Annotated in this window: 11 protein-coding genes; all 11 read left to right on the top strand. The window is 66.2% G+C overall.

The features are described 5' to 3' along the window. Nucleotides 1–525 precede the first annotated feature (525 nt). Nucleotides 526–4,551 carry a DUF3683 domain-containing protein gene (locus WS75_RS23705; protein WP_059683782.1) on the top strand — a complete coding sequence of 1,342 codons (4,026 nt, stop codon included), beginning with the start codon at nt 526–528 and terminating at the stop codon, nt 4,549–4,551. 87 nt (nt 4,552–4,638) lie between these two features. Beyond that, nucleotides 4,639–5,082 (top strand): HIT family protein, encoded by a 444-nt coding sequence (locus tag WS75_RS23700; RefSeq protein ID WP_059683780.1) that lies wholly within the window; start codon nt 4,639–4,641, stop codon nt 5,080–5,082. Beyond that, the gene (locus WS75_RS23695) at nt 5,079–5,492 is read left to right on the top strand and encodes a gamma-butyrobetaine hydroxylase-like domain-containing protein (protein WP_011886002.1); all 414 of its coding nucleotides are present in this window, start codon (nt 5,079–5,081) and stop codon (nt 5,490–5,492) included. The genes WS75_RS23700 and WS75_RS23695 overlap by 4 nt, the downstream gene beginning before the upstream one ends. A gap of 52 nt (nt 5,493–5,544) precedes the next feature. Continuing rightward, entirely contained in the window at nt 5,545–6,276 is a 732-nt protein-coding gene (gene ubiE, locus WS75_RS23690; RefSeq protein WP_059683776.1) for a bifunctional demethylmenaquinone methyltransferase/2-methoxy-6-polyprenyl-1,4-benzoquinol methylase UbiE, read from the top strand. 41 nt (nt 6,277–6,317) lie between these two features. Beyond that, the gene (locus WS75_RS23685) at nt 6,318–7,352 is read left to right on the top strand and encodes a Tim44 domain-containing protein (protein ID WP_059683773.1); all 1,035 of its coding nucleotides are present in this window, start codon (nt 6,318–6,320) and stop codon (nt 7,350–7,352) included. A gap of 163 nt (nt 7,353–7,515) precedes the next feature. Then, nucleotides 7,516–8,142, top strand: coding sequence for a ubiquinone biosynthesis accessory factor UbiJ (locus WS75_RS23680; protein ID WP_059683770.1), 627 nt, complete (start codon nt 7,516–7,518; stop codon nt 8,140–8,142). A 12-nt stretch (nt 8,143–8,154) separates the two neighbouring features. After that, complete coding sequence (gene ubiB / locus WS75_RS23675; protein WP_059683768.1) at nt 8,155–9,732, top strand: ubiquinone biosynthesis regulatory protein kinase UbiB; 1,578 nt, start codon at nt 8,155–8,157, stop codon at nt 9,730–9,732. A 17-nt stretch (nt 9,733–9,749) separates the two neighbouring features. Next, on the top strand, nt 9,750–10,376 hold the full coding sequence (locus tag WS75_RS23670; RefSeq protein WP_059683851.1) for an SAM-dependent methyltransferase: 627 nt from the start codon (nt 9,750–9,752) through the stop codon (nt 10,374–10,376). A 95-nt stretch (nt 10,377–10,471) separates the two neighbouring features. Then, nucleotides 10,472–10,795: an FmdB family zinc ribbon protein gene (locus tag WS75_RS23665; protein ID WP_059683766.1), complete on the top strand. Its 324-nt coding sequence runs from the start codon at nt 10,472–10,474 to the stop codon at nt 10,793–10,795. Between the two features lie 61 nt (nt 10,796–10,856). Beyond that, nucleotides 10,857–11,507: a DUF502 domain-containing protein gene (locus WS75_RS23660; RefSeq protein WP_059683763.1), complete on the top strand. Its 651-nt coding sequence runs from the start codon at nt 10,857–10,859 to the stop codon at nt 11,505–11,507. A 67-nt stretch (nt 11,508–11,574) separates the two neighbouring features. Continuing rightward, nucleotides 11,575–13,377 carry an aspartate--tRNA ligase gene (gene aspS, locus WS75_RS23655; RefSeq protein ID WP_059607657.1) on the top strand — a complete coding sequence of 601 codons (1,803 nt, stop codon included), beginning with the start codon at nt 11,575–11,577 and terminating at the stop codon, nt 13,375–13,377. The last annotated feature ends 118 nt before the right edge of the window (nt 13,378–13,495 follow it).

Here is a 13,495-nt window from a genome sequence, read left to right as displayed (position 1 = left end):
CCAAGGGTCCGTCCGCACGCAAGCGGCATGCCGGGCGTACGGTCGCGGAACCGCGCCGGCGGGCGTGTTTGCCGCGCGGCGTGTTCCTTTTTACCGATTTAACTGCATGGTTACCGACCGGACGGACGGCGAATGCGGGCACGAAATCGCGCCGAAGCAGGCCCGGCGCGGGTTGCGGCGAAAGCCCCACGCGCTGTCCGGCGTCTCACGGGCGGGCCGATCATGGGTTAGAATTCTGTTTTGAATCAAGGATCGGAAGATGCAGAGGCACCCTCGGATCGCCCCGTTGAAGCCGACGCCGCGCGCAGCCAGCCCCGCGGCGGAGCGGCATGCGCGCCGCGCGCGATCGTGCTGATGGCGCCGAGTGCCGCCAGGCCCCACCGGCCCGGAACCGTGAGTTCAGACCCGCTCCGGCCCCATGCGAGATAGTCGCGCGCCTGGCACCAGAACAGATTTCCCCAAGATTGCGCCAACGCGCTTGCCGACGCCCGTGCACGGTGTATCGGCCCTCCGAGTCGTCCGAACATGAACGCACCACAAGTTTTCGATCCGCATGGCGCGGCCGCTGCCGTCGCCGCCGACCCCGCGCCCCGTCTGCGCGAGATTCCCTACAACTACACGTCCTTCTCCGACCGCGAGATCGTGATCCGTCTGCTCGGCGAGGAGGCGTGGTCGGTGCTCGACGAGCTGCGTGCCGAACGCCGCACGGGCCGCTCGGCACGGATGCTGTACGAAGTGCTCGGCGATATCTGGGTCGTGCGCCGCAACCCGTACCTGCAGGATGACCTGCTCGACAACCCGAAGCGCCGCGCGCTGCTGATCGAGGCGCTGAACCACCGCCTGACCGAGATCGGCAAGCGCCGTCGCGCCGACCTGACCGAGCACCGCGACGACGCGGGCCGCGAACGTGCCGGACGCGTCGAGATGCTCGAAGCCGCCGCGCAGCGCGCGGTCAACGAGTTCGCCGACGAATTCGAGAAAATGGCCGACCTGCGCCGCCGTGCGACCAAGGCGCTCGGCCGCTGCACGCAGAAGGACAACATCCGCTTCGACGGGTTGTCGCGCGTATCGCACGTCACCGACGCGACCGACTGGCGCGTCGAATACCCGTTCGTCGTGCTGACCCCCGATACCGAAGCCGAGATCGCCGGTCTCATCAAGGCCTGCTTCGAGCTCGGCCTGACCGTGATCCCGCGCGGCGGCGGCACCGGCTACACGGGCGGCGCCGTGCCGCTCACGCCGTTCTCCGCGGTGATCAATACCGAGAAGCTCGAACAGCTCGGCGCGGTCGAGCTGACCGAGCTGCCGGGCGTCGCGCACAAGGTGCCGACGATCTTCTCCGGCGCGGGCGTCGTCACGCGCCGCGTGACCGAGGCGGCCGAGGCGGCCGGCTACGTGTTCGCGGTCGATCCGACCTCGCTCGACGCATCGTGTATCGGCGGCAACGTCGCGATGAACGCCGGCGGCAAGAAGGCCGTGCTGTGGGGCACAGCGCTCGACAACCTGGCCTGGTGGCGGATGGTCGACCCGGACGGCAACTGGCTCGAAGTCACGCGCCACGAGCACAACCAGGGCAAGATCCACGACATCGCGGTCGCGCGTTTCGAGCTGAAGTGGTTCGACGGCGCGTACGCGCCGGGCGAGAAGCTGCTCAAGAGCGAAATGCTCGAGATCGAAGGCCGCCGGTTCCGCAAGGAAGGCCTCGGCAAGGACGTCACCGACAAGTTCCTCGCCGGCCTGCCGGGCGTGCAGAAGGAAGGCTGCGACGGGCTGATCACGTCCGCGCGCTGGGTGCTGCACAAGATGCCCGCGCACACGCGCACCGTCTGTCTCGAATTCTTCGGCCAGGCGCGCGAGGCGATCCCGAGCATCGTCGAGATCAAGGACTACCTGTTCGAAACGTCGAAGCAGGGCGGCGCGATTCTCGCGGGCCTCGAGCACCTCGACGAGCGCTACCTGCGCGCGGTCGGCTACGCGACCAAGAGCAAGCGCAACGCATTCCCCAAGATGGTGCTGATCGGCGACATCGTCGGCGATGACGCCGATGCGGTCGCGCACGCGACGTCCGAAGTGATCCGGATGGCGAACGGCAAGAGCGGCGAAGGGTTCGTCGCGATCAGCGCGGAGGCGCGCAAGCGCTTCTGGCTCGACCGCAGCCGCACGGCCGCGATCGCGAAGCACACCAACGCGTTCAAGATCAACGAAGACGTCGTCATCCCGCTGAACCGGATGGGCGAGTATACCGACGGCATCGAGCGGATCAACATCGAGCTGTCGCTGAAGAACAAGCTGCAGCTGATCGACGCGCTCGAAGCGTTCTTCCGCGCCGGCAACCTGCCGCTCGGCAAGACCGACGACGCGAATGAAATCCCGAGCGCCGAACTGCTCGAGGATCGCGTGCAACAGGCGCTGGAGCTGCTCAAGCGCGTGCGTGCGCGCTGGGAATTCGTGCGCGACCGGCTCGACCAGCCGCTGCGCGAGGCGCAGCACTATCTCGTGCAGCTCGGCTACGAGGCGCTCGCCGAGAAGTTCGCCGATCGGGCGGACGAGCAGCCGGGCGCGACCGTGTTCCACGTCACGCAGGACCGCACGGTGCGCATCTCGTGGAAGCAGGAGATCCGCGCGGAGCTGCGCGCGATCTTCAACGGCGGCGCGTTCAAGCAGATCCTCGACGAGGCGCAGGCGATCCACAAGCAGGTGCTGCGCGGGCGCGTGTTCGTCGCGCTTCACATGCACGCGGGCGACGGCAACGTTCACACGAACCTGCCGGTCAACTCCGACAACTACGAGATGCTGCAGGACGCGCACGCGGCGGTCGCGCGCATCATGACGCTCGCGCGTTCGCTCGACGGCGTGATCTCCGGCGAACACGGCATCGGCATCACGAAGCTCGAGTTCCTGACCGACGACGAGATCGCCGAATTCCGCGCGTACAAGCAGCGCGTCGACCCGAACGGCCGCTTCAACAAGGGCAAGCTGCTCGAAGGCGCCGACCTGCGCAACGCGTATACGCCGAGCTTCGGGCTGATGGGCTACGAGTCGCTGATCATGCAGCAGTCCGACATCGGCGCGATCGCCGATTCGGTGAAGGACTGCCTGCGCTGCGGCAAGTGCAAGCCGGTGTGTGCGACGCACGTGCCGCGCGCGAACCTCCTGTACAGCCCGCGCAACAAGATTCTCGCGACCTCGCTGCTGGTCGAGGCGTTCCTGTATGAAGAACAGACGCGCCGCGGCGTGTCGATCAAGCACTGGGACGAGTTCAACGACGTGGCCGACCACTGCACGGTGTGCCACAAGTGCGCGACGCCGTGCCCGGTGAAGATCGACTTCGGCGACGTCACGATGAACATGCGCAACCTGTTGCGCAAGATGGGCAAGAAGAAATTCAACGCCGGCAATGCGGCGGGCATGTTCTTCCTGAACGCGACCAATCCGCAGACGATCAACGCCGCGCGCAGCGTGATGATGGGCGTCGGCTACAAGGTGCAGCGCTTCGCGAACGACATGCTGAAGAAGGTCGTGACGAAGCAGACCCAGCACCCGCCGGCGACGGTCGGCAAGCCGCCCGTGGTCGAGCAGGTGATCCACTTCGTCAACAAGAAGATGCCGGGCAACCTGCCGAAGAAGACGGCGCGCGCGCTGCTCGACATCGAGGACAACAAGATCGTGCCGATCATCCGCAACCCGAAGTCGACGACCGTCGATTCGGAAGCGGTGTTCTACTTCCCGGGCTGCGGCTCCGAGCGCTTGTTCTCGCAGGTCGGCCTCGCGACGCAGGCGATGCTGTGGGAGGCGGGCGTGCAGACCGTGCTGCCGCCGGGCTACCTGTGCTGCGGCTATCCGCAGCGCGGCTCGGGCCAGTACGACAAGGCCGAGAAGATCGTCACCGACAACCGCGTGCTGTTCCACCGGGTCGCGAACACGCTGAACTACCTCGACATCAAGACGGTGGTCGTGTCGTGCGGCACCTGCTACGACCAGCTCGCGGGCTACGAATTCGACAAGATCTTCCCGGGCTGCCGGATCATCGACATCCACGAGTTCCTGCTCGAGAAGGGGATGAAGCTCGATGGCGTGACGGGCACGCGGTACATGTATCACGATCCGTGCCACACGCCGATCAAGACGATGGACCCGGTCAAGCTCGTCAACGAGCTGATGGGCACGGAGAAGGACGGCTACAAGATCGAGAAGAACGATCGTTGCTGCGGCGAATCGGGCACGCTCGCGGTCACGCGTCCGGACATCTCCACGCAGGTCCGCTTCCGCAAGGAAGAAGAGATCCGCAAGGGTGCCGCGAAGCTGCGCAGCATCCCGGTCGTGGCCGACGGCGCGAGCGCACCGGCGCCGGCCGCGAACGGCGGCCCGGACGTGAAGATCCTGACGAGCTGCCCGTCGTGCCTTCAGGGGCTGTCGCGCTACAACGAGGATGCGAACATCGAGGCCGACTACATCGTGGTCGAGATCGCGCGCCAGGTGCTCGGCGAGAACTGGATGGCCGACTATGTCGCACACGCGAACAATGGCGGGATCGAGCGCGTGCTGGTCTAATGCGGGCATGACGACCGCCCGGCCGGGCCAAGGATGAGAGCGGGCGCCTGCGCTGAAGCGCCGGCGCCCGTCCACATGGGAGCGACGATGGAATGCGTGTTTTGCCGTGAAGACGGCGGCGAGGTGCTCTGGCAGGACGATGCGCTGCGCGTCGTGCTCGCGACGGGCGAGCACGACTACCCGGGTTTCTGCCGAGTGATCTGGGGCACGCACGTGGCCGAGTTCTCCGATCTCGGCGAACCCGAGCGGGCACACCTGATGCGCGTGGTCTACGCGGTGGAGCGGGCCGTGCGCCGCGTGATGCAGCCTAACAAGGTGAATCTCGCGAGCCTCGGCAACATGGTGCCGCACGTGCACTGGCACGTGATCCCGCGCTTCACCAACGACGCCCATTTCCCGCAGCCCGTCTGGGCGCCGCGCCAGCGCAGCGTGTCGGAGGCGCTGCTGCGCGCGCGCGCGGCGCAGGCCTCGCTGCTGCACAATGCGGTGCGCGAGGAAATTCAACGCATGACCGATTCGAGGCAGCCATGAGCGGTTTGACTTCCACGACGCCGATTCCGTCCGGCGTCGTCGTGCACGCGGTGTCGCGCGTGCTCGAATTGCAGTACCCGAACGGCGAGAGCTACCGGATTCCGTTCGAGTTGATGCGCGTTTATTCGCCGTCGGCCGAGGTGCGCGGCCACGGACCCGGCCAGGAGACGCTGCAGACGGGCAAGCGCGAAGTGACGATCACCGCGCTCGAGGGCGTGGGCAACTACGCGCTGCAGCCGACGTTCTCGGACGGCCATTCGACCGGCATCTACTCGTGGGATCTGCTGTACGAACTGGCGACGCAGCAGGACGCGCTGTGGCGCGACTATTTCGACAAACTGAAGGCGGCGGGCGTCGAGCGCGACGCGCCGATGCAGGCGGCCCCCGCGCCGCACGGCCACTGCCACTGAAATCGACGGCGCCCGATCGGCGCCGTCTTGCCATTAACTGAGGATCAACGCGATGAGCAAAACCCACTTCGGCTTCGAAAGCGTCGAGGAAACCGAAAAAGCGAAGAAAGTGGCGGGTGTGTTCCATTCGGTCGCGAGCAACTACGATCTGATGAACGACCTGATGTCGGCGGGCATGCACCGCGCGTGGAAGGCGTTCACGATCGCGCAGGCGAACGTGCGCCCCGGCTTCAAGGTACTCGACATCGCGGCTGGCACGGGCGACCTGACCAAGGCGTTCGCGAAGGCGGCGGGCCCGACGGGCGAGGTCTGGCACACCGACATCAACGAATCGATGCTGCGCGTCGGCCGCGACCGGCTGATCGACAAGGGCATCGTGACGCCGTCGCTGCTGTGCGACGCAGAGAAAATCCCCTTTCCGGACAACTACTTCGACGTGGTCACGGTCGCGTTCGGGCTGCGCAACATGACGCACAAGGACGCCGCGCTGGCCGAGATGCGCCGCGTGACGAAGCCCGGCGGCCGCGTGATGGTGCTGGAATTCTCGAAAGTCTGGGATCCGCTGAAAAAAGCGTACGATTTGTATTCTTTCAAAGTATTACCGTGGCTTGGCGACAAGTTCGCGAAAGATGCTGAGAGTTACAGGTATCTTGCTGAATCTATCCGGATGCACCCCGATCAGGACACGCTGAAGACGATGATGGAACAAGCAGGCCTCGATGCCGTCAAATATTACAATTTGTCAGGTGGCGTGGTAGCTTTACACATGGGAACCAAGTACTAAGGGGTTCTTTCCATACATTCGCCTTACATCTGGAGAAAGTGATGTCCGAATCGCGTTCGTTGTTCCACCGTAGCAAGCCGTCGAAGCCGTGGGCTCGACGGGTCGGCACGCTGCTGATGGTCGGCCTGCTCACGGCCGGCACGTTCGCATCGCTCGATGCCGAAGCCAAGCGCATGGGCGGCGGGCGCAGCATCGGCCGTCAAAACTCCACCGTGACGCAGCGCCAGGCCACGCCGCCCGCGCAGCAGCCGATGCAGCAGGCTGCGCCGGCGCAGGCGCAGCGCGCGAACCCGGCCGCACCGGCTCCGGCCGCGCAGCCGAACCGCTCGCGCTGGCTCGGGCCGATCGCCGGTCTCGCGGCCGGCCTCGGCATCGCGGCGCTGCTGTCGCACTTCGGCTTGGGCGGCGCGTTCGCGAGCATGATGGCGAACGTCATCGTGATCGCATTGCTCGCGATGGTCGGCATCTGGCTGATCCGCAAGTTCATGAACCGTCGCCGCCCGCACGAACCGGCGTACTCGGTGGGCGGTTCGGCATCGTCGTCGGGCGGCTACTCGCAGAGCCCGTCGTTCCAGCAGGGCAGCACCGGTAACAACTATGCCGGCAGCGGCAGCAGCTATGCGAACGAAGCGCAAGGCGTGTTCGGCGGCGGCGCAGCCGCCGCTGGCGCGGCGGGCGCGATGGCGGCCGCGCCGCTGCAGGTGCCGGCGGGCTTCGACACCGAAGCGTTCCTGCGCAGCGCGAAGGTCTATTTCGTGCGCCTGCAGGCTGCGTGGGACCAGGGCAACCTGGCCGACATCCGCGAGTTCACGACGCCCGAAATGTTCGCCGAGATCAAGATCGACCTCGATTCGCGCGGCAATGAGTCGAACCAGACCGACGTCGTGCAGCTCGACGCGGAACTGGTCGCGATCGAGGATCGCGGCATCGAGCAGTCGGCGAGCGTGCGCTTCCACGGTCTGATCCGCGAATCGGCGAATGCGTCGGCGGCGCCGTTCGACGAGGTGTGGAACCTGTCGAAGTCGGGCAGTCAGGGCTGGTTGCTCGCGGGTATCCAGCAGATCAACACGCACTGAGCGTGACCGGCGGCCGGCGTGCCGGCTGCCCGGGCGACGGCTGCCGCACTGCGACCGCTTGCCGCCCGGGTGTGCGGTTGGCCGCGGTCTACCGTCGATCCGACGTTACAATAGAAACCCGCGTGGGCGCCCGGCCTGCGCGGGTTTTTTCTTTCCCAGCCCGATGACCTTTGCCGCCAAGCCTTTTGCTGCTGCTGTCAATCACCTGCTCGCGCGCGAATCGTGGGCGCGCGACCGCCTGATCCCCTACGCGGGCAAGACCGCCCGGCTCGACGTGCCGCCCGTCACGCTCACGCTGCTCGTGCAGCCCGACGGCTATCTGTCCGCTGTGGAAGCGCACGACGCGAAACACGTCGACGTGTCGATCGCACTCGCGGGCGACACCGTCGCCGCATTCCTGCAGGGCGGCCAGGCGGCCGTGATGAAGCACGTGAAGATCGAGGGGGACGCGGAGTTCGCGACGCAGATCGCGAAGCTGGCCGAGCACCTGCGCTGGGAACCTGAGGAGGATCTCGCGAAGCTGGTCGGCGACGCGGCGGCGCACCGGATCGCGACGGTCGTGCGCGACGCCGGCGCGCGCGCGCGCCGCACCGGCCGCAACGTGCTCGATTCCGTCGCCGAATACTGGCTCGACGAAAACCCGCAAGTCGTCCGGCGCACGGTGCTCGGCGGCTTCGACGCCGAACTGGCGCGTGCGCGCGATGCGCTCGCGCGGGTCGAAAAGCGGGTCGAGCGACTCGAACAAAAAATCGGCGCGCGCGCGGGTTCCGACCCGCGCGGCGCGCACTGAGGGCCGCAGGGCATGCGCATTTTCCGTTTCATCAAGATTGTCTATACCGTCATCCGCTTTGGCCTCGACGAAGTGATGCTGTCCCGGATCGACGACCGGCGCGTGAAGCTGCTGTTGCGGATCACGACGATCGGCCGCCGCTATTCCGATCCGCCTGCCGTGCGGCTGCGTCACGCGCTCGAAAGCCTCGGCCCGATCTTCGTGAAGTTCGGCCAGGTGCTGTCGACGCGCCGCGACCTGCTGTCGGTCGATTTCGCGAACGAACTCGCGAAGCTGCAGGACCAGGTGCCGCCGTTCGATTCGGCGGTCGCGATCGCGATCATCGAGAAGTCGCTCGGCGCGCCGGTCGACGAGTTGTTCGACGAATTCGAGCGCGAGCCGGTCGCGAGCGCGTCGATCGCGCAGGTGCACTTCGCGAAGCTCAAGCAGGGCGTGCATGCGGGCAAGGCCGTCGCGGTCAAGGTGCTGCGCCCGAACATGCTGCCGGTGATCGATTCGGACCTCGCGCTGATGCGCGACATCGCGACGTGGACGGAGCGCATGTGGGCAGACGGCCGGCGCCTGAAGCCGCGCGAAGTCGTCGCCGAATTCGACAAGTATCTGCACGACGAGCTGGACCTGATGCGCGAGGCCGCGAACGGCAGCCAGCTGCGCCGCAACTTCGCGGGCCTCGACCTGCTGCTCGTGCCCGAGATGTTCTGGGATTTCTCGACGTCGCAGGTGCTCGTGATGGAGCGCATGACCGGCGTGCCGATCAGCCAGGTCGAGACGCTGCGCTCGGCCGGCGTCGACATCAAGAAGCTCGCGCGCGAAGGCGTCGAGATCTTCTTCACGCAGGTGTTCCGCGACGGTTTCTTTCATGCGGACATGCACCCGGGCAACATCCAGGTGAGCCTCGATCCGAACACCTTCGGCCGCTATATCGCGCTCGATTTCGGGATCGTCGGCGCGTTGTCGGATTTCGACAAGAACTACCTCGCGCAGAACTTCCTCGCCTTCTTCAAGCGCGACTACCACCGCGTCGCGACGCTGCACCTCGAATCGGGCTGGGTGCCGCCCGAGACACGCGTCGAAGAGCTCGAAAGCGCGATCCGCGCGGTGTGCGAGCCATATTTCGACCGCGCACTGAAGGACATCTCGCTTGGTCAGGTGCTGATGCGTCTGTTCTCGACGTCGCGCCGCTTCAACGTCGAGATTCAGCCGCAGCTCGTGCTGCTGCAGAAGACGATGCTGAACGTCGAGGGGCTCGGCCGTTCCCTCGATCCTGAACTCGACCTGTGGAAGACGGCGAAGCCGTATCTCGAGCGCTGGATGACCGAGCAGATCGGCCTGCGCGGCTGGTACGAGCGCTTCAAGGTCGAAGCGCCGCAGTGGAGCAAGACGCTGCCGCAACTGCCGCGCCTGATCCACCACGCGCTGGCGGCGCGCCACGACGCACCGCGCGCGGCGAGCGAGGAGCTGATGCGTCAGATCCTCGTCGAGCAGAAACGTACCAACCGGCTGCTGCAGGCATTGCTGATCTTCGGTCTTGCCGTCGGCGTCGGGGCGCTCGTCGCGCGCGTGCTGCTCGCGCTCGCGTACGGCGCATGACCGAAGGGAGCCGCGCAATGTCCGAACCGAAACGACCGCCCGCACCGAGTACCGCCGATTTCGCGACGCGCGACCCCGGCAACGCCGCGTTCTGGGACGAACGTTTCGCGCGCGGCGTGACGCCGTGGGAGTTCGGCGGCGTGCCGAACGGGTTTCGCGCGTTTGCGCAGCGCCTCGAGCCGTGTGCGGTGCTGATTCCCGGCTGCGGCAGTGCGCAGGAGGCCGGCTGGCTCGCGCAGGCCGGCTGGCCCGTGCGCGCGATCGATTTCTCGGCGCAGGCGGTGGCGGCGGCGAAGGCGCAGCTCGGCGCGCATGCGGACGTCGTGGAGCAGGCCGATTTCTTCGCGTACCGACCGCCGTTCGATGTGCAGTGGGTGTACGAGCGCGCGTTCCTGTGCGCGTTGCCGCCGAGCCTGCGCGCCGGCTATGCGGCGCGGATGGCCGAACTGCTGCCCGCCGGTGCGCTGCTGGCCGGTTTTTTCTTCGTGACGGCGAAACCAAAGGGGCCGCCGTTCGGCATCGAGCGCGCGGAACTCGATGCGCTGCTCGCGCCGCACTTCGAACTGATCGAGGATCTGCCGGTGACCGATTCGCTGGCCGTGTTCGAAGGGCACGAGCGCTGGCTCACGTGGCGCCGTAGCTGAAGCTCGGGCGTCGCGGCCGTTGCCGGAGCGTGCCGGGGTTTCAGCTATAATTCAAGGTTTTGCAAGCCGTTTCCAGTTTCTGCGGGAAAAATATCATGCCGATCTACGCCTATCGATGCGAAGCGTGCGGTTTCGCGAAGGACGTGCTCCAGAAGATGAGCGACGCGCCGCTGTCGCAATGCCCCGAATGCGGGAAGGATGCTTTTCGCAAGCAGGTCACTGCCGCCGGCTTCCAGCTGAAGGGCTCCGGCTGGTATGTCACCGATTTCCGCGGTGGCTCGGGCGGCACCAGCGCGCCGGCGACGGCGTCAGGCGACACGGCGGCCGCACCGGCAGCCGCGCCCGCTGCCGCGAGCGCCGAAAGTACGACGACGAGTGCCGCGCCCGCCCCGGCTGCAGCGCCCGCCGCCAGCAGTTGACCGTCGCGGCCCGGCCGGGTCGCGACCAACCCGCGCTTCCGGCGCGGTTCATTGACGGCAGATGATGAAAAAGACGACCCTGAAAACGGTGTTCCTGACCGGCCTGCTGGTTCTCGTCCCGCTCGCGATCACGCTGTGGGTGCTCGGCCTCATCATCGGCACGATGGACCAGACGCTGCTGCTGTTGCCCGAATCGTGGCAGCCGGAGCGGTTGCTCGGCTTCCGCCTGCCGGGGATCGGCGCGGTGCTGACGCTCGCGTTCATCTTCGTCGTCGGGCTGGCCACGCAGAACTTCATCGGCCAGAAGCTCGTCACGTGGTGGAACGCGGTGGTGCGTCACATCCCGGTCGTCGGGCCGATCTACACGAGCGTCAAGCAGGTGTCGGACACGCTGCTGTCGAGCAGCGGCAACGCGTTCCGCAAGGCGCTGCTGATCGAATACCCGCGTCGCGGCTCGTATACGATTGCGTTTCTGACCGGCGCGCCCGGCGGCGACGTGGTCAACCATCTGACGGAAGAGTACGTGAGCGTGTACGTGCCCACGACGCCGAACCCGACTTCGGGCTTCTTCCTGATGCTGCCGAAGAGCGAAGTCATCGAACTCGACATGTCGGTCGATGCCGCGCTCAAGTACATCGTCTCGATGGGCGTCGTGGCGCCTTCGGTGCCCGCTCCGGCGCCCGCCCGCCGTCCCGTCGAGCCGCCGCTGTAAGTAAAGAATCATCGCCCGGGCCGCGCGTTGCGGCACCCGTTGATCAAACCGAACGAAAGCAAACATCATGTCGATGCGTACTGAATACTGCGGTCTCGTGACCGAACACCTGCTGGGCCAAACCGTGTCGCTGTGCGGCTGGGTGCAGCGCCGCCGCGATCACGGCGGTGTGATCTTCATCGACCTGCGCGATCGTGAAGGCCTCGTGCAGGTGGTGTGCGATCCGGATCGCGCGGAGATGTTCGCGACCGCCGAAGGCGTGCGCAACGAGTTCTGCGTGCAGATCAAGGGTCTCGTGCGCAACCGTCCGGAAGGCACGGTCAACGCCGGCCTGAAGAGCGGCAAGATCGAAGTGCTGTGCCACGAGCTGATCGTGCTGAACGCGTCGGTCACGCCGCCGTTCCAGCTCGACGACGACAACCTGTCGGAAACGACGCGTCTCACGCACCGCGTGCTCGACCTGCGCCGTCCGCAGATGCAGCACAACCTGCGCCTGCGCTACCGCGTCGCGATCGAAGCGCGCAAGTACCTCGACGAGCAGGGCTTCATCGACATCGAAACGCCGATGCTGACGAAGAGCACGCCGGAAGGCGCGCGCGACTACCTCGTGCCGTCGCGCGTGAACGCGGGCCAGTTCTTCGCGCTGCCGCAGTCGCCGCAGCTGTTCAAGCAGCTGCTGATGGTCGCGAACTTCGACCGTTACTACCAGATCACCAAGTGCTTCCGCGACGAGGACCTCCGTGCCGACCGTCAGCCGGAATTCACGCAGATCGACTGCGAGACGTCGTTCCTCGGCGAGCAGGAAATCCGCGACCTGTTCGAAGACATGATCCGTCACATCTTCAAGACGACGATCGACGTCGAACTCGACGCGAAATTCCCGGTGATGCCGTACTCGGAAGCGATGGCGCGTTTCGGTTCGGACAAGCCGGACCTGCGTGTGCAGCTCGAATTCACAGAGCTGACCGACGCGATGAAGGACGTCGACTTCAAGGTGTTCAGCACGCCGGCCAACGCGAAGGACGGCCGTGTCGCGGCGCTGCGCGTGCCGAAGGGTGGCGAGCTGTCGCGCGGCGACATCGACGGTTACACGGAATTCGTGCGCATCTACGGCGCGAAGGGCCTCGCCTGGATCAAGGTCAACGAGAAGGCGAAGGGCCGCGACGGCCTGCAAAGCCCGATCGTCAAGAACCTGCACGACGCATCGATCGCGGCGATCCTCGAGCGCACTGGCGCTGAAGACGGCGACATCATCTTCTTCGCGGCCGACCGCGCGAAGGTCGTCAACGACAGCCTCGGCGCACTGCGCCTGAAGATCGGCCATTCGGAATTCGGCAAGGCGAACGGCCTCGTCCAGGCCGGCTGGAAGCCGCTGTGGGTCGTCGACTTCCCGATGTTCGAATACGACGACGAAGACGCGCGCTACGTCGCCGCGCACCACCCGTTCACGAGCCCGAAGGACGAGCACCTCGAGTACCTCGAGACCGACCCGGGCCGTTGCCTCGCGAAGGCCTACGACATGGTGCTGAACGGCTGGGAAATCGGCGGCGGCTCGGTGCGTATCCACCGCGAGGAAGTGCAGAGCAAGGTGTTCCGCGCGCTGAAGATCGGTGCGGAAGAAGCGCAGGCGAAGTTCGGCTTCCTGCTGGACGCGCTGCAGTACGGCGCGCCGCCGCACGGCGGTATCGCATTCGGTCTCGACCGCATCGTCACGATGATGGCCGGCGCCGACTCGATCCGCGACGTGATCGCATTCCCGAAGACGCAGCGTGCTCAGGATCTGCTCACGCAGGCACCGAGCCCGGTCGACGAGCGTCAGCTGCGCGAGCTGCATATCCGTCTGCGTCAGCCGGAACAGCCGAAGGCGTAACGCTTGTCACAGGTCGTGTGCGCGGCGACGCGCCCACGACGCTGTCAAGTCCTGGAATAGGTTGACAGTATCCAGGCGCTAGAACGCCCGATGCACCGCATCGGGCGTTTTGTATTTC

The sequence above is a fragment of the Burkholderia sp. FL-7-2-10-S1-D7 genome, from assembly GCF_001524185.1.
In the GTDB taxonomy this organism is placed as follows: domain Bacteria; phylum Pseudomonadota; class Gammaproteobacteria; order Burkholderiales; family Burkholderiaceae; genus Burkholderia; species Burkholderia diffusa.
The sequence above is the reverse complement of the archived record's forward strand: the minus strand, read 5'-3'. Positions and strand labels throughout refer to the sequence as shown.

Excerpts from the sequence above, each read along its gene's own strand:
- WS75_RS23695 (WP_011886002.1), top strand. The coding sequence starts at position 5,079 with ATGAGCGGTTTGACTTCCACGACGCCGATTCCGTCCGGCGTCGTCGTG.
- ubiE (WP_059683776.1), top strand. The coding sequence starts at position 5,545 with ATGAGCAAAACCCACTTCGGCTTCGAAAGCGTCGAGGAAACCGAAAAA.
- WS75_RS23680 (WP_059683770.1), top strand. The coding sequence starts at position 7,516 with ATGACCTTTGCCGCCAAGCCTTTTGCTGCTGCTGTCAATCACCTGCTC.
- ubiB (WP_059683768.1), top strand. The coding sequence starts at position 8,155 with ATGCGCATTTTCCGTTTCATCAAGATTGTCTATACCGTCATCCGCTTT.
- WS75_RS23670 (WP_059683851.1), top strand. The coding sequence starts at position 9,750 with ATGTCCGAACCGAAACGACCGCCCGCACCGAGTACCGCCGATTTCGCG.
- WS75_RS23700 (WP_059683780.1), top strand. The coding sequence starts at position 4,639 with ATGGAATGCGTGTTTTGCCGTGAAGACGGCGGCGAGGTGCTCTGGCAG.
- aspS (WP_059607657.1), top strand. The coding sequence starts at position 11,575 with ATGTCGATGCGTACTGAATACTGCGGTCTCGTGACCGAACACCTGCTG.
- WS75_RS23685 (WP_059683773.1), top strand. The coding sequence starts at position 6,318 with ATGTCCGAATCGCGTTCGTTGTTCCACCGTAGCAAGCCGTCGAAGCCG.
- WS75_RS23660 (WP_059683763.1), top strand. The coding sequence starts at position 10,857 with ATGATGAAAAAGACGACCCTGAAAACGGTGTTCCTGACCGGCCTGCTG.
- WS75_RS23705 (WP_059683782.1), top strand. The coding sequence starts at position 526 with ATGAACGCACCACAAGTTTTCGATCCGCATGGCGCGGCCGCTGCCGTC.
- WS75_RS23665 (WP_059683766.1), top strand. The coding sequence starts at position 10,472 with ATGCCGATCTACGCCTATCGATGCGAAGCGTGCGGTTTCGCGAAGGAC.